Source organism: Erythrobacter sp. W302b, from assembly GCF_046452395.1.
Taxonomy (GTDB): domain Bacteria; phylum Pseudomonadota; class Alphaproteobacteria; order Sphingomonadales; family Sphingomonadaceae; genus Erythrobacter.
Genome location: NZ_JBKFDH010000001.1, coordinates 2,778,956 through 2,794,128, shown reverse-complemented (window position 1 = coordinate 2,794,128; position 15,173 = coordinate 2,778,956). Strand labels below are relative to the sequence as shown.

Annotated in this window: 17 protein-coding genes; 3 read left to right on the top strand and 14 right to left on the bottom strand. The window is 66.8% G+C overall.

The genetic code is table 11. From position 1 onward, the window contains the following. Positions 1 to 28 precede the first annotated feature (28 nt). From ACLBKT_RS13210 to ACLBKT_RS13195, 4 genes are read right to left on the bottom strand one after another with little or no spacing between them, the layout of a single operon-like run. A complete protein-coding gene (locus ACLBKT_RS13210; protein WP_410183372.1) occupies positions 29 to 1,270 on the bottom strand; it encodes a CoA transferase in 1,242 nt (413 codons plus the stop codon). Position 1,271: 1 nt separating this feature from the next. Continuing rightward, positions 1,272 to 2,474: an acyl-CoA dehydrogenase family protein gene (locus tag ACLBKT_RS13205; RefSeq protein ID WP_410183371.1), complete on the bottom strand. Its 1,203-nt coding sequence runs from the start codon at positions 2,472 to 2,474 to the stop codon at positions 1,272 to 1,274. A gap of 47 nt (positions 2,475 to 2,521) precedes the next feature. Then, the gene (locus ACLBKT_RS13200) at positions 2,522 to 2,746 is read right to left on the bottom strand and encodes a hypothetical protein (protein WP_410183370.1); all 225 of its coding nucleotides are present in this window, start codon (positions 2,744 to 2,746) and stop codon (positions 2,522 to 2,524) included. An 8-nt stretch (positions 2,747 to 2,754) separates the two neighbouring features. Then, positions 2,755 to 3,042, bottom strand: a complete 288-nt coding sequence (locus ACLBKT_RS13195; RefSeq protein ID WP_410183369.1) for a hypothetical protein — start codon at positions 3,040 to 3,042, stop codon at positions 2,755 to 2,757. Between the two features lie 109 nt (positions 3,043 to 3,151). Here ACLBKT_RS13195 and ACLBKT_RS13190 point away from each other — a divergent pair, with 109 nt between their 5' ends. Continuing rightward, positions 3,152 to 4,114 carry a right-handed parallel beta-helix repeat-containing protein gene (locus tag ACLBKT_RS13190; protein ID WP_410183368.1) on the top strand — a complete coding sequence of 321 codons (963 nt, stop codon included), beginning with the start codon at positions 3,152 to 3,154 and terminating at the stop codon, positions 4,112 to 4,114. Here the strand turns inward: ACLBKT_RS13190 and ACLBKT_RS13185 are convergent. From ACLBKT_RS13185 to ACLBKT_RS13175, 3 genes are read right to left on the bottom strand one after another with little or no spacing between them, the layout of a single operon-like run. Next, entirely contained in the window at positions 4,111 to 4,617 is a 507-nt protein-coding gene (locus tag ACLBKT_RS13185; RefSeq protein ID WP_410183367.1) for a GNAT family N-acetyltransferase, read from the bottom strand. The two genes, ACLBKT_RS13190 and ACLBKT_RS13185, sit on opposite strands and share 4 nt — an antisense overlap. Then, positions 4,614 to 5,642: a GTP cyclohydrolase II gene (ribA, locus tag ACLBKT_RS13180; protein ID WP_410183366.1), complete on the bottom strand. Its 1,029-nt coding sequence runs from the start codon at positions 5,640 to 5,642 to the stop codon at positions 4,614 to 4,616. Before ribA ends, ACLBKT_RS13185 begins: the two co-directional genes overlap by 4 nt. Positions 5,643 to 5,680: 38 nt before the next feature. After that, a complete protein-coding gene (locus tag ACLBKT_RS13175) occupies positions 5,681 to 6,469 on the bottom strand; it encodes an exodeoxyribonuclease III (RefSeq protein ID WP_410183693.1) in 789 nt (262 codons plus the stop codon). Between the two features lie 108 nt (positions 6,470 to 6,577). Between ACLBKT_RS13175 and ACLBKT_RS13170 the strand changes: the two genes are divergently transcribed. After that, a complete protein-coding gene (locus ACLBKT_RS13170; protein WP_410183365.1) occupies positions 6,578 to 8,056 on the top strand; it encodes an alkaline phosphatase in 1,479 nt (492 codons plus the stop codon). 357 nt (positions 8,057 to 8,413) lie between these two features. On the opposite strand, the gene ACLBKT_RS13165 is transcribed toward ACLBKT_RS13170, so the two are convergent. The 5 genes from ACLBKT_RS13165 to pabB form a co-directional block, all read right to left on the bottom strand. Then, complete coding sequence (locus tag ACLBKT_RS13165) at positions 8,414 to 9,094, bottom strand: LolA family protein (RefSeq protein WP_410183364.1); 681 nt, start codon at positions 9,092 to 9,094, stop codon at positions 8,414 to 8,416. A gap of 81 nt (positions 9,095 to 9,175) precedes the next feature. Next, complete coding sequence (gene rpmG / locus ACLBKT_RS13160; RefSeq protein ID WP_017664380.1) at positions 9,176 to 9,343, bottom strand: 50S ribosomal protein L33; 168 nt, start codon at positions 9,341 to 9,343, stop codon at positions 9,176 to 9,178. A gap of 153 nt (positions 9,344 to 9,496) precedes the next feature. Continuing rightward, a complete protein-coding gene (gene arfB / locus ACLBKT_RS13155) occupies positions 9,497 to 9,925 on the bottom strand; it encodes an alternative ribosome rescue aminoacyl-tRNA hydrolase ArfB (protein WP_410183363.1) in 429 nt (142 codons plus the stop codon). Beyond that, entirely contained in the window at positions 9,918 to 10,595 is a 678-nt protein-coding gene (locus tag ACLBKT_RS13150) for an RluA family pseudouridine synthase (RefSeq protein WP_410183362.1), read from the bottom strand. The genes arfB and ACLBKT_RS13150 overlap by 8 nt, the downstream gene beginning before the upstream one ends. A gap of 57 nt (positions 10,596 to 10,652) precedes the next feature. Continuing rightward, a complete protein-coding gene (pabB, locus tag ACLBKT_RS13145; protein ID WP_410183361.1) occupies positions 10,653 to 12,467 on the bottom strand; it encodes an aminodeoxychorismate synthase component I in 1,815 nt (604 codons plus the stop codon). 100 nt (positions 12,468 to 12,567) lie between these two features. Here pabB and ACLBKT_RS13140 point away from each other — a divergent pair, with 100 nt between their 5' ends. After that, positions 12,568 to 14,106, top strand: a complete 1,539-nt coding sequence (locus ACLBKT_RS13140) for a helicase HerA-like domain-containing protein (protein ID WP_410183360.1) — start codon at positions 12,568 to 12,570, stop codon at positions 14,104 to 14,106. A 130-nt stretch (positions 14,107 to 14,236) separates the two neighbouring features. Here ACLBKT_RS13140 and ACLBKT_RS13135 read toward each other — a convergent pair whose 3' ends face one another. Next, on the bottom strand, positions 14,237 to 14,632 hold the full coding sequence (locus ACLBKT_RS13135; RefSeq protein WP_410183359.1) for a cupin: 396 nt from the start codon (positions 14,630 to 14,632) through the stop codon (positions 14,237 to 14,239). Then, a complete protein-coding gene (locus ACLBKT_RS13130) occupies positions 14,629 to 15,021 on the bottom strand; it encodes a VOC family protein (protein ID WP_410183358.1) in 393 nt (130 codons plus the stop codon). The genes ACLBKT_RS13135 and ACLBKT_RS13130 overlap by 4 nt, the downstream gene beginning before the upstream one ends. Between the last annotated feature and the right edge of the window lie 152 nt (positions 15,022 to 15,173).

Below are 15,173 nucleotides of genomic sequence, written 5' to 3'. Positions count from 1 at the left end.
CTTCAAGAAATGCGGCCCTTCGACAAGCTCAGGGCGAACGGGTGGTGTGTTGATCCGAAAGAGCCACCGTCCCCGCATCGACCAGCTTGCCGATCGCGCCGGAGGAGAGGCCCAGCTTGTCGGCCAGCACCTCTTCGGAATGCTCGCCAAGATAGGGCGCGGGTGCGGGGTTGCCCGCCTCGCGGCCCGGCAGGTTCGCGAAGCTGCGGGTGGCAGGATAATCAAATCTGCTCGGGTTGGCAGGAGCGGGGCCGAACAGCGGGTTGTTCGCCACCAGCTGCGCGTCATTCGCCGCCTCGTAGGCTGTGCGATAGCGCTCGAAGGTGCAGGTCTCGGCGGTCATCCGCGCTTCGAGCGTGGCGTAGTCCATCGTCTCGGCAGCGCGCTGGAACAGATCGAACAGCGCGGCGCGGTGCTGGAAGCGCGGGGTGTCGCCATCGGCGAAGCGGACGCCGTGCTGCGCTTCGAGGGCGGCGATGCCGTCCTGCAATCCGAAGGCCTTGACCAGCCCGCTCCACTGCTTGGGCGTGAGCGCGGCGACCATGAAGCGCACCCCGTCCCGGCTGCGGAAATCCCGCCCGAACGCGCCCCAGATCGCATTGCCGAGCCGCTCACGGTCACCCCCGCGATAGAGCACTTCGGCCATCAGCCCCGCGTTGGCCATGGTGCCGATAGCGACGTCGCCCAAGGGCAGGCGCACCTCGCTGCCCTCGCCCGTCCGGTCGCGGTGGCGCAGCGCGGCGAGCATGGCGAAGGCGCCGTAGGCTCCGGTGATGAAATCCCACGCAGGGAGCACCTGGTTGACGGGCGGGGCAGTCGCCGGGTCCCACTCCTCCGGCCCGCACATCAGCGGGTAGCCGGCGGCGGCGTTGACGGTGAAATCCATCGCCTGCCGCCCGTCATGCCAGCCCATGACGCGCAGGGAGATCATGTCGGCCCGCCGCGCCTGCATAGCGGCGTGGCTGAGGAAGGACTGCTCGGGCAGGTTGGTGATGCACTGGCCGACCTTGGCCGCCAATTCGACCAAGAGTTCGCGCCCCTCGGGCGATTGCAGATCGAGCGCGACCGACTTCTTGGCGCGGTTGAGGTTCTCCCAGCTCAGCGAGCGCCCTTCGCGGGTCAGCATGTAGCGGTTGTAATCGAGCCCGCCCGCCTTGTGGTCGACGCGGATCACCTCCGCGCCCAGCTGCGCGCAGTAAAGCCCGGCGGTGGGCGAAGCGACGAAGCTCGAGACTTCGACGATGCTCAGGTCATTGAGAAGGTTGTACATCTCAGGCGTTGGCCGCCCACTCGCGCAGCATGTGCTTGGCGATCTGGAGTTGCAGGATCTGCGTCGTGCCTTCGTAGATGCGGTAGATACGCGCATCGCGGAAGAAGCGTTCGGCGTCGTATTCGGCGAGATAGCCTGCGCCGCCGTAGACCTGCACCACGCGGTCGACCACGCGGCCGCACATTTCGGAGGCGAAGACCTTGAAGGCGGCGGCCTTGACGAGAATGTTCTCGCCCCGGTCGGCGCGGGCCGTGACGTCCTTCATCATCGCTTCGGCGGCGTAGATCTCGATCTCGCTGTCGGCGAGCATCTGCTGGATCAGCTGAAAGTTGGCGATGGGTTCGCCAAACGCCTTGCGCTCGTTGGCGTAGCGCAGCGCAGAGTCGAGCGCACGCCGCGCATAGCCGGTCGCCGCCGCGCCGACGCTGATGCGGCCGTTGTCGAGGCTCTTCATCGCGAAGACGAAGCCCTTGCCGGTCTCGCCGCCGAGCAGCGCATCCCCCGGCACCCGCACATCGTCGAGCATGATGTCGGAAATGTGCGAGCCTGATTGCCCCATCTTCTTGTCGGGGCTCCCGCGCGAGACTCCCGGTGAGTCCATCGGCACGAGGAACGCGCTGACATGGGCGTTCTTGGGCAGCGCCTCCTTGTTCGTGCGCGCCATGATCAGCGCAACGTCTGCGTGGGGCGCGTTGGTGATGTAGCGCTTGGTCCCGTTGAGGATCCAGCCATTGCCGTCCGGGTCAGGCGTGGCGGTGGTCGCCATCGCCGCGCTGTCGCTGCCCGAACCCGGTTCGGTGAGACCGAAGCAGGCGATCCGGCCTTCCGCGATCTTCGGATACCACTCGGCCTTCTGCGCCTCGGTCGCACCGTTCTTGAGCGCGCTGGCGAACATCCCGACATTGATCGAGAAGATCGACCGGTAGGCGGGTGCGGCATAGGCCATGATGTTCACGACGCGGGCATATTGCGTCATGTTGAGCCCCGCGCCGCCATATTCCTCGGGCACCGAAAGGCCGAACAACCCCATCTCGCGCATTTCCTTGACGATCTCGTCAGGGATGCGGTCCTCGGCGATCACCTGCGGCTCGGCCGGGATCAGCCGTTCGCGGACGTAACGCTTCAGCTGTTCGGCGAATTGTTCGAAGGTCTCCTCGTCCATGCCGGGGTTCGTCGGCGCGGCGAGATTGGTGGGGGCATTCATGGTGAGCAATCATCCTTGGGCAGGAAGGCAGGCTGGCCTGCTCGCGCCTACTTGCGCGGAGCGGCTGCGTCGCCTGTCATTTCGGCAGGGGCTGGCACAGGCGCATCCGAGGGGAGCGCCTCGGGCGGCAGGCGGCGCTCGTCCAGCATCGCGGCCGCATCCTCAAGCGCCTTGGCCTCGCCCGCGCTGACCCCGCCCGGCGCGCTCGCGCCTTCACCCCCGCACGCAGCGAGGGTGAGGGCGAGGCTGACGGCGATTGGCCAGCGCGGCATTGCGCGGCTTATTCGGCCGGTTCTTCAGCCGCAGCCGCGGCTTCGGCAGCGACATTGGCGGCGGCTTCGGCCGATTGTTCGGTGGTGGCCGTGGTCTCGGCGTCCACGGCGGGCGCGTCAGTCGCCGTAGCGGACGGATCGGCCACCGGGACCTCCGCCACCGGCGCGAGCGCGCTGTCGGCGGGCATCTCCACGGTATCGGCGCTTGCTTCGGTCGAGGCATCATCGGCGCTGCCGCAAGCGGCGAGCATCAGGGCGGCGCCGGCAAGGGCGGTAAAGGGAGCAGCTTTGCGCATCGGGTAGGGTCCTCTCGTCGGTCAGGCTATGGCGGGGGTTTAGCCAAGCCAAGGGGGATACGCCAAGCGGCAAATCGCGCTTTAACCATTGTCGGTTAGGCTGCCGCGCATGACCCGCAACCACGCCCTCGCCCTTTCCGCGCTTGTTGCTGCCGCTGCTACGGCCGCGCTCCCTGCCGCCGTGCTGCTGGCCCAGCCTGTTCCCGGGGCCTTCACCGTGGTCGAAACCGGGCGCAGCTACCGCACCTTGCAGGACGCGGTCAGCGATATCGGCAACACCCGCGCCACGATCCGCATCGCGCCCGGCACCTATCGCCAATGCGCGGTGCAGGAAGAGGGCGTGATCATCTACGAAGCCGCCGAGCCTGGCACCGTCACGCTGGCGGGCCGCGCCTGCGAGGGCAAGGCCTCGCTGGTGTTGCGCGGCACCGGCGCCGAAATCCGCGGGCTGACCTTCAGCAACATCAATGTCGCCGATGGCAATGGCGCGGGCATCCGGCTCGAAGCGGGCGCGCTGAATGTCGCCTATGCGCGGTTCGAGAACAGCCAGCAGGGCATCCTGAGCGCCGCCAATCCGTCGATGCGGGTCTACATCACCCGTTCGACCTTCACCGGGCTTGGCACCTGCGAGAATGACGCAGGCTGCGCGCATTCGCTCTATATCGGCGACATCGGCTCGCTGACCGTGCGCGAAAGCCGGTTCGAGCGCGGCACCGGCGGCCATTACCTCAAGGCGCGGGCCACCGAGGTCGTGATCGAGGGCAACAGCTTCGACGATGCGGGCGGGCGCGGCACCAATTACATGATCGATCTGCCCGCCGGCAGCGTCGGCCGGATCGCGGACAACTGGTTCGTGCAGGGGCGCGACAAGGAGAATTACTCGGCCTTCATTGCGCTCGGGGCCGAAGACCTGCTCCACCCGTCGGACGGGCTTCAGGTGGTGAACAACGAAGCCCGCTTCGTGCCCGGCCTGACCCGCCAGACCGCTTTCTTGGCCGACTGGACGGGTTCGCGGATCGTGATGCAGGGCAACACGCTCGCGGCGGGGATCACACCGTACGAGCAGCGCTAGCCGGCGCGGAAAGCGGGGGCATAAGTGACCTCGCCGATGGGCAGATCGCCTGTCAGCACGAGGCACTGGAAATATTCGGGTGGCGGGCCGGGGTAGCGTAGTTGCGGCTCGTGCCGAAAGCCGAAGCGGCCGTAATAGGCCGGACTGCCGAGCAGCACGATCCCCGCCGCGCTGCGCATCCGCAAGGTCGCGATGCCGTGCCGGATCAGTGCGCTGCCGATGCCCTGCCTGTGCAGGTCCGGCCAGACCGAGACCGGGCCAAGATCGTACCAGTCGGGCGTGCCATCGCTGATCGCCACGCGCGAAAAGGCGATGTGCCCGACGATCCGCGTCCCATCCTCGGCGACCAGCGACAGCGCGAGATCGCCGTCGCGGCGCAGCGCGTCGACGAGGTGCTGCTCGTCACCCTCGCTGAAGGGCATGTCGCGAAAGGCGGCTTCGGTGAGACGGTGAATCGTGGCCTCGTCACCCTCACGTTCGGGGCGGATGGCGAGGGTGCTCACGTCAGCAAATGCCCCGAGCGATCCCGTTTGGTCGCCAGATACCTCGCATTGTGCGGGTTTTCGGGGAGCTGGTGCGGCACGCGCTTGGTCACGGTGATGCCCGCGGCTTCCAGTGCGATGACTTTCGCCGGGTTGTTGGTCAGCAGCCGGATCGTCCGCGCGCCCAGCAGCTCCAGCATACGCGCCGCCACGGGGAAATCGCGGGCCTCGTCCGGCAGGCCGAGGCGCTGGTTGGCCTCGACGGTATCAAAACCCTGATCCTGCAAACGATAGGCGCGCAGCTTGTTGACGAGCCCGATCCCGCGCCCCTCCTGCCGCATATAGAGCAGCACGCCCCAGCCCCCGCTGTCCCGCGCCTCGTGCGCCATCGCGTGGAGCGCGGCGTCGAGTTGCGGGCCGCAGTCGCATTTGAGGCTGCCGAGGATGTCGCCGGTGAGGCATTCGGAATGCAGCCGGACGAGCGGCTGGCGGTCGCCCGATTGCTTGCCGATGACGAGCGCGACGTGTTCGCGCAGGTCAGCGGCGGACCGGAAGGCGACGATCTCGGCGTCCTCGCAGGCGCTGACGGGCAGGCGGGCGCGGGTGACGATCCGCAGCGCGCCCGCAGCGGAGTAGGCGGCAAGATCGGAAACGGCGACCGGCTGCGCCTCGCCCGCGTCCACCGGATCGACCAGAAAGGCCGGCAGGATTCCCGCGATCCGCGCCAGTTCCAGCGCGGCGCGGGCGGACTCTTCCCAGTTCAGCGTCACTGCCTTGAACGGGCCTTTCAACGGATTGCCCAGATCGAGCGCCGGATCGGCGATCGGCAGGGCGTCCCGCATGGTGAAATCCTCGCCGCCTGCAATCAGGACGGGCGCGTGCGGCACGGCAGCCTCGCGCTGGTTGGCGAGTTTCAGCGTCGCGGCGCGGGCGGCGGAGATCAGCATTCGCGGCGCGCTGGCTCCCTGTGCGATGGCGGTCTCGACCGGCAGAAGAACCGGCCCACCCGCGAACGCCAGCGGCCAGCCGTGACGCAGCGCATCCACCGCCTGTGCCGCGCGGCGGGACGGGGAGGGCGGCTCGCTCAGAGGTCGAACTCCGTGATCAGCGGCACGTGATCGGACGGCTGCTCCCAAGCGCGCGCGGCTTCCAGCACGCGGTGCGCGCGTGCCTGCTTGGCCACCGCGGGTGAGGCCCACATGTGATCGAGGCGGCGACCCTTGTCGTTCTCCTGCCAGCCGGGATTGCGGTAGCTCCACCAGGAATAGTAGCGCTGCGGGGCGGGGACGTGCTGGCGGCCGAGATCGATCCAGCCGTGGGCGTCCTGAAACCGGCCCAGCGTCTCGACCTCAATCGGCGTGTGGCTGACGACCTTGAGCAGCTGCTTGTGGCTCCACACGTCGCTTTCGAGCGGGGCGATGTTGAAATCGCCGACGATCAGCGTGGGCCGGTCAAGCTTGTCCGCCCACTTCGTCATCCGCCCGAGGAAATCGAGCTTCTGGCCGAATTTCGGGTTCACCTCCCGATCCGGCACATCGCCGCCCGCCGGGACATAGACGTTCTCGATCAGCAGGTCCTTGCCCAGCACCTCGACCCCGATGTGCCGCGCTTCACCATTGTCCTGCCAATCGTGACGGGTGAGTTCGCGGATCGGCACGCGGCTGACCGTGGCGACGCCGTGATAGCCCTTCTGCCCGCTCACCGCCTGATGGGTGTAGCCCAGTGCCGCCAGCGCCTCGGCCGGGAACAGGTGGCTCTCGCACTTGATCTCTTGCAGACACAGGATGTCGGGCGCGGCCTCGGAGAGCAGCTTTTCGATCAGGCCCACGCGCAGGCGGGCTGAATTGATGTTCCAGGTGGCGACAGTCAGCATGGCAGCGGACTTAGGCATGGGTGGCACCAAAATCCAGCCACTAGGATGGCGATCATCGCTTTACCGTCCCATCGCCAACCGATAGCGGGCAGCCTGAGGAGAACGCCGATGACCACGACCCGCGCGATGATCGCTCTGCTGGCCGCAGCCCTGCCTTTGGGCGGCTGTGTGACCACCATCAACACCAGCGGCACGGGCGATGCGCGTCCCGCTCCGAAGGCTCAAGCCCCCGCGCCGCAGCGGGCAAAGAACGTGATCCTGTTCATCGGTGACGGCATGGGCATCTCCACCATCACCGCCGCGCGCATCTACGAAGGGCAGAAGCGCGGCGAGACGGGGGAGGAAAACCGCCTCAGTTTCGAGAAGTTCGACAACCTGGCACTGGTCAAGACCTACAACACCAATGCGCAGGTGCCCGACAGCGCCGGCACGGCGACCGCGATGCATTCGGGGACCAAGACCCGCATCGGGGTGCTCGGCATCGGGCCTGAGGCGGAAAAGGGCGTGTGCCAGGATGCGCTCGCCCATCCCTTGCCCTTGCTGGGCGAGGAAGTGAAACAGCGCGGCCTCGCGCTCGGGATCGTCACCACGACGCGCCTGACCCATGCGACTCCGGCCAGCGTCTATGCGCGCAGCGCGGATCGTGACTGGGAGAGCGACACCAACATCCCCGCCGACCAGCAGGGGCAGGGCTGCAAGGACATCGCGCTGCAATTGGCGGAGAGCCAGTTCGATGTCGCGTTGGGCGGCGGCACGGCGGTGTTCTACGGCAAGGACAAGGATCGCACTGGCCGCCGAATCGATGCCGGGGCCGATCTGCCCGACCAGTGGGTCGCGGCCAACGACGGCACGGTGGTCAAGACCGCCGCCGAATTGGCCGCCGCGCCGTTGGACAAGCCGGTGCTCGGCCTCTTCAACCCCGGTCACCTGACCTTCATGGCTGACCGCAAGGCGGATTCGCCCGAGCCGACCCTGACGGACATGACCGCGCAGGCGATCACGCGGCTGAAGGCCGATCCTGATGGGTTCTACCTGATGGTCGAAGGTGGCCGGATCGATCACGCGCATCATGCGGGGCAGGCGGGCTATGCGCTGGAGGAGGCGGTCGAGTTCGCGCGCGCGGTGCAATATGCGGTCGACAACACCGATCCCGCCGAAACGCTGATCATGGTCACCGCCGATCACAGCCACGTCTTCACGATCGCGGGCTATCCCCAGCGCGGGAACGACATCCTCGGTCTGGTCGTCCCGCCGAAGGGCAATGGCGAGGATGGCGGGGACGGCACATCGCCCCTGCTCGCTGCGGACGGCAAGCCCTACACCACCTTGGGCTATGCCAACGGGCCGGGCGGGTTATTGGCCAAACAGCAGGGCGATGACGATGATGACCACGATCATGGCCGACCGATGCCCGAAACCGGGATCAAGGCCCGCCAGCAGGCGCTGGTGCCGCTCGGCAGCGAGACCCACGGCGGCGAGGACGTCGCCCTGTTCGCCACCGGCCCCGGCGCGAACCGGGTGCGCGGTGTGATCGAGCAGAACGTGATCTACGCGATCATCCGCAAGGCGCTGGGCTGGGCGGAGTAAAGAGCGAAGGCTGCTTTATCGCGCTGACCGGCGGGCGTAGCCACGCCGCAAGGCCGACCGGCCGCCCGCAGCGATGCGGCCTTCAGGCCGCATGAGCGAGGATTTCGCGCGCCGCAGGCGGGCGCAAGAAACGCCCCAAACACCAAAAAACCCTCGACCCGGGGGCGGTGGGTCGAGGGTTCCATGGAGCGTTCGTCACGCTTGTACAAGGCAGGCCCAATTCCGAAGGGTGGGCAACAGGGGGGAAACCTCCCTTCGAGCCGCCTTGTTGAGAATGATTAGCCCGTCCCGGCTTTCATTCACATGAACACGACGAGAATTTTGTCGCGTTCTTACAACAACTCGCCGTGCCGCCGTTCATCCTGGACGACGAGTTGAGCGGCGCGGGTCCTTGAAGGTGAACGTGCTGTCGGCAACCGCCACGCCATAACGCTGGTTCGACAGCACCACCTTGGTGCGGTTGTTCTGCGCATCGAGCGCGACCCAGTGGGTCAGCTGCAAACCGCCGGGTGCCGCGGCGTTCTTGGTGAAGATCAGCGTGATCATCCCGAACTCGGGCTTCTTGGGATCGCGCACTTCCACGCTCAGCACGTTGGGATTGCTGGTCGGCACCATCTTGCCGAACTTCTTCACATCGCGATCAGGATCGAACAGCGCGCCCAGCGGCGAATTGCCGATCGGCCAGCGTTCGACCTGATTGACCTCGTAATCGATCACGTAGAGCGACTTGCCGTTCGAGATGACGAGGAAATCCGCATCCTTCCCATAGTCGAAGCGGATCTTGCCCGGGCGCTTCAGCGTCATCTGCCCGCGCAGGGTCGTGCCCTGGCGGTCGGTCTGGGTGAAGTCGGCCTTCATGGTGGAAATGCCGCGCAGCGCGGCGACCACCTTGTCGAGGTTGGTGGCGGACTGGGCCGCGGATTGCGCCGCAGCAGGGGCAGTCAACGGGGCCGTGCCAGCCGGGGCAAGGCCAAGCGCCAGCGCACCGGCCCCGAGGCCGATGGCGAGCGTGCGAAGGGAAGCGATGGGTGTTGTCATGCCGATGCGCCTAAGGACGCGGGCTTGAACTGTCGATGAATTATCGCGCCCCGCCGTGAGGAAGAGCGCGGGAGCCAGATCTTACTTGATCTTGGCTTCCTTGAATTCAACGTGCTTGCGCGCCACGGGATCGTACTTGCGGAAGCTCATCTTCTCGGTGATGTTGCGCGGGTTCTTCTTGGTCACGTAGAAGAAGCCGGTGCCCTCGCTCGAGACGAGGCGGATCTTGACGGTGGTGGGCTTCGCCATGGCGGGTTCCTGTCAACTGGGTCGGCCCGGCGAACATTTCACGCAGGGCTAAAAAAGCAAATAGCGGCGCGCCCGGAAGGCCCGGCACACCGCCACACGGGCGCGCCATTCGCCGATTCACAGGGAAAAGTCAAGGCAGGGTTGGGCCCGCGCTTACCAGTCCGCGCTGCTGGGCTTGCCGCGATTGGCCTTCACCGTGCCGCGCACCTTCTTGACCTTGAGCCGCTCGGTCTTGCCCACGCGGTTGAGGCGGGTCTTGGCGCGGCGCTTGGGCTCGGTCTGGGCCTCCTCCAGCAGCGCCGCCAGCTTGCCGCGCGCATCCTGCCGGTTGGCCTCCTGCGTCCGGTGCGCCTTGGACGTGATGATGAGATCGCCATTCCCCGCCAGCTTCGCACCGGCCAGCTGGCGCAGCCGCGCAAACACCGGCGGGCTGAGGCGCAGCGCGTAGATATTCACCCGCAGTTCGACTTCGGTCGCGACCTTGTTCGCGTTTTGCCCACCGGGGCCGGAGCCTGCGAGGAAGCTCTCGCTCGCCAGACGGATCGCGCGGGCGCTCAGCGGTTCGGGCGAATCGTCATCCATCCGTCGCCCCGCCATCCTTCGCCCCCAGAGCGAGGAAATCATTCGGCAGCGCGGCGCGCGCTTCGATGGCGCTCTTGCCGGGGCGGGCGACAGTCAGGCTTTCGGCGTGGAGCATCGTGCGCTTGGCACCCGGCGCATTGCCCGCGCCATAGATCGGATCGCCCAGCAGCGGCAGGCCGAGGCCCGCCAAGGCGTGGACCCGCAGCTGGTGCGTGCGGCCAGTTTCAGGGCGGAAGCGGATCAGGCTGTGCGGCCCCAGCTCGTCCACCAGCTCCCAGTGCGAGATGGCCGGCTTGCCCTTCTTGGCCGGGATCATGCGCCAGCCCTTTTCCGCCGAACTGATCTTCGACAGCGAAAGCGCGATTGTCCCTTCCGTCCCCTGCGGATGCCCGGCGAGGATGGCGAGATAGGTCTTGCCGACCAGCCGCTCCTCGAACGCCTTGTTGAACCGGGCGAGCGCCTTGGGATTGCGGGCGAGCAGCAGGCAGCCGCTGGTATCGGTGTCGAGCCGGTGCACCGCGACAGGCGGGCGCTGGAAGCCCAGCTTCAACCGCTCAAGGTGGTCTTCCAGGCAGATTCCGCCCTTGCGCGGCCGATCGACCGACATGCCCGAAGGCTTGTCGATCACCAGCGCTTCACCGTCTTCGTAGAGAATTTTGATATCAGCCATGGGCCCCACTAACCGCTCGCCCGATGCTTGTCTAAGCCTGTCCCGCGCGGCTGAAGTTCAGACCAGCTCCGCCCGCATCATTCCGCGCAGCGCATTGCCGATCCAGAAGCCGCTGGCGAGATCGTCCAGCGTCAGCGCCACCTCACGCGCCTTGCCCTCGGCGAGCAAGTGCGCGCGCAGCACGCCGGGGAGCAGGCCGAGGTGAGCGGGCGGCGTCAGCAGCACACCGTCGGGTCCGTCCGCGAAGACACAGGTGAAGCTGCCTTCCGTGACCAGTCCATCGCCGCGCACCAGCAGCGCCTCGTCCGCGCCAAAGCTGCGCGCGGCCGCCAAGGCCTCGTCGTAGAAGCCCCGGTCGGAGGTCTTGTGCATCAGCCGCCAGTCCGATGGATCAAGCGGATGGGGTAGCGCGGCAACTGTCACCGGCTCGCCCAAAGGTGCGGGCAGCGGCGCGGTTTCGAGCGCGCTCGCCCCGGAGCGCGACACCAGCAGCCGCACGCGCGCCGGGGCGTCGAGTTCGAAGCACAGCGCCTGGATCTGGTTGCGCAGGGCATGGCGATCAAAGGCAAAACCCAGCGCCGCTGCGCTCGCCTTCATCCGCGCGAGGTGAAGTTCGAGCAGGGCGATCCCGTTGTCCGGTTCGAACCGCATCGTCTCGATCAGGTCGCATTGCGGCGCGTTGAGGCCGGGTGCCGCGCGGCGCAGGAAGCCGGCCTTGACCTCGCATTCGCGCCGTTCGGACAGCGCATCACTATCCGCCACAATCGCCGAGCCGATGCCGAGCACCGCTGACCCTTGCCCGTTTTCGATGGGGGTGAGCCGCAGGGTGCGGATCGCGACATTGAACGCCGCCGTCCCGTCCGCATCGATCCGCCCGATCGCCCCGCAATAGGGCCCGCGCGCATCGCGCTCCACCTCGCCCAGCAGTTCCATCGCCCGGATCTTGGGCGCGCCGGTGATCGAACCGCAGGGGAACAGCGCCCGCACCAGATCCATCGCCCCCTTGCCGGGGCTGAGCCGCGCGCGCACCGTGGAGACCATCTGGTGCACCGTCGGATAGCTCTCGACCGCGAAGGGCGCATCGACATGGACGGAGCCGGGCTCGGCCACGCGCGACAGGTCATTGCGCATCAGATCGACGATCATCAGGTTCTCCGCGCGGTCCTTCACCGAGGTGGCGAGGTCGTCCGCCAGCGCCGCGTCTGCCGCTGGTTCCGGGCTGCGCGGGCGCGTGCCCTTCATCGGCTTCACCTTGGCCTCCGCGCCATTGAGCGCGACGAAGAGTTCGGGCGAGAAGCTCAAGAGCCAGTGCGAACCATCGAAGATGAGCCCGCCATAGCCCGCCGCCGCGGCATCGCGCAGCGCGGCATAGAGCCCGACCGGATCGCCGCGGAATGATCCCGCGAGGGGGTAGGTGAGGTTCGCCTGATAGATATCGCCTGCGTGGATCGCCTCACGCAGGGCATGGAACGCCGCTGCGTATCCGCCGGGGGAGAGTTGCGGCTCCATCGGGCCGAGCGTGCCGCTGCCCTCCGCCCGCGCGGCGAGCCAGCCGGGCACATCGCTTGCTGCAATGCGCGTGGGCGGATCGAACAGGCCGAGCCACACCAGCGGCCCCGCCGCGCCGCTGCGCGCGGCGGCAAGGCCTGCCAGCTTCGGCTCCAGCGCGAGGCCCGCTTCATAGGCGATATAGCCCGCCAGCGAGCCGCCCTCTGCCATGCGGGCAGCCTCCGCTGCAGCGAGAACGCTGTCCACCTCGTCCGGCCGATGCGCCACGAACAGCGCGCGCGGCGCTGCGTAGAGCAGCGCGTCGGCGGCATTTTCCCCGGCGCGAGCATCGTCAAGCAGCACGAAAGGCGGAGTCTGACCCATGCCGGATAGCCTTAGCCAAATGTGCGCCGCTGTCGAGAACTTGACCGCTGCGGACGGCCCCTGCACATCAGGGTCAGGCAGAGTGTGACGGGGATCAGGCATGGGTGAGCAGGCGGGTGATATCTATCTGGGGCTGGGGTCGGACGGATCGCGCCGCGCGCTCGCGCTGAGCCGGTCGAACCGCCACGGACTGATCGCGGGCGCGACCGGGACGGGCAAGACCGTGACCTTGCAGGGCATCGCCGAGAGCTTTTCCAAGGCAGGCGTGCCGGTGTTCGTCGCCGACGTGAAGGGTGATCTGTCGGGCATCGCCATGCCGGGTTCGCCCACCTTCAAGCACGCCGACAAGCTGGAGAGCCGCGCCAGGGAACTCGGCATCACCGATTATAGCTATACCGACAATCCGGTGATCTTCTGGGACCTCTATGGCGAGCAGGGCCACCCGATCCGCACCACCGTGTCGGAAATGGGGCCACTGTTGCTGTCACGGCTGCTCGATCTCAACGAGACGCAGGAAGGCGTGCTCCAGATCATCTTCCGCTATGCCGACGAGAACGGCCTGCTGCTGCTCGATTTCAGCGACTTGCAGGCGCTGCTGGCCTGGGCGAACGAGAATTCGGCGGAATTGTCAGGCAAATACGGCAATGTCACCAAGCCCTCGGTCGGTTCGATTCAGCGGCAATTGCTCAGCTTCGAAGCGCAAGGGGCGGACAATTTCTTCGGTGAGCCTGCGCTGGAGATCCATGATTTCCTGAAGGTGGACGATCAGGGCCGCGGGTATGTCAACGTGCTGGCGGCCGACAAGCTGATGCGCAGTCCCAAGCTTTACGCCACCTTCCTGCTATGGCTGCTCGCGGAACTGTTCGAGAGCCTGCCCGAAGTCGGCGATCCCGAAAAGCCCAAGCTGGTGTTCTTCTTTGACGAGGCGCACCTCCTGTTCGACGATGCGCCCAAGGCCTTGCAGGACACCATCGAAAACGTGGTGCGGCTGATCCGATCCAAGGGCGTGGGCGTGTTCTTCGTCACGCAGAACCCGATTGATATTCCCGAGGAGGTCGCGGGCCAGCTTGGCAACCGGGTGCAGCACGCCTTGCGCGCCTTCACCCCGCGCGATCAGCGCGCGATCAAGGCGGCGGCGGAGACGTTTCGGGTCAATCCGAAGCTGGATGTCGAGACCGCGATCACCGAGCTGAAGGTCGGCGAAGCGCTGGTTTCCACGCTGGATGAGGACGGTGCGCCCACCATTGTCGAGCGCACGCTGATCAAGCCGCCGCGTTCGCGCCTTGGCCCGGTGACGCCCAAGGAGCGTGCGATCATTCAATCGATCAGCCCGCTCGACGGCAAGTATGACACCCGCGTCGACCGCGAAAGCGCCGCCGAAGTGCTCGCCGCCAAGGCTGCGGATGCGGCGGCGACAGCGGAGGAGGTCGCGGCAAAGGGACGCGAGGAAGTCGGCAAGCGCGAGCGCAAGACGCCGTCCGTGTGGGAGAAGGCAGGCAAGAGCGCGATGACGGCGGCGGGCGGTTCGCTGGCGTCGATCGCGGTGGCGGCGGTGCTGGGCAAGAAGTCCGGTGCCAATCCGCTGCGCACCGGTGCGACCGCTTTCGTCAGGAACCTGATCGGCGGGCTGATGCGCTGACGTCCGCCCGGACACACGCGGCAGACCAGGATACAGGCCGCCGACTGTTTCACGTGAAACACGCAAAGACCCGCCAATGATTGCACAAAAACCGCGCAACGCTGGGGCCTTACGCGCCGTCGCGACAAGGCTAGCGCGGGCGGTGTGCGGTGCCCTCCCCGGCGGTGATGAAGATCGCGGTTGCGCTTTGTGCCACATCGGCGGTGTGCCACACGCCGGGCGGGTTGATCGCATATTCGCCTGCCGTCAACGGCACTTCTTCAAGCCGTCCATCGGGATATTCCTGCACCAGCACCATCGCACCCGCGGTGCAGATCACCACTTCGTCGCCCACCGGATGCATTTCCCACGACGTCCAGCTTGTCGTGAAGGTGTATTGCGACACCAGCCGTCCTTCGGCCCCGTCAGCGGCAGCACGCGCGCCATAGGCTTCGTACCAGTCCATCCCGGTGAAGGGCGCCAGCACCTCGGCCTTGGCACCAAGGCCGAGATGGATGAAGCGCTCCTCCAACCGAGGCGCGGTCACGCTTCGGTGCCGTTCGCTGCGACCATGCAGAAGGCGTTCAGCTTGTTGCCATCGGGATCGCGGAAATAGCCCGCATAGAAGCCATCATTCCCGCGCGGGCCGGGCGCACCTTCGTCACTGCCGCCGTGGGCCATCGCGATATCGTAAATCGCATGGACATCTTCCGGCGTCTTCACTTCGAGCGCGACCATCACGCCGTTGCCCACGGTGGCGGGCTGGCCATCGAACGGCACCGTCGCCGCAATCCCCGGCGCCCCGCCCCATTCGCCCCAAGCGATGAAGGTTTCGAACTCCATCATCCGCTTGACGCCGAAATGCGCGGCAATCGCGTCATAGAACGCCGCCGCGCGCGGCAGATCATTGGTGCCCAAGGTGACGTAGCCGATCATTGATGTTCCTCCCATGCAGTGCGAATCGATGGGGGAACATTACAGGAACATCGGAAGTGCGGCAAGCATCCCCTCCCCGTCCCGGGCTTGACCCGGGACCCCGCTTTTCTTTCAGGCGGTTGCAACAGTGCAAAGGCAGCTGGGCCCCGGGT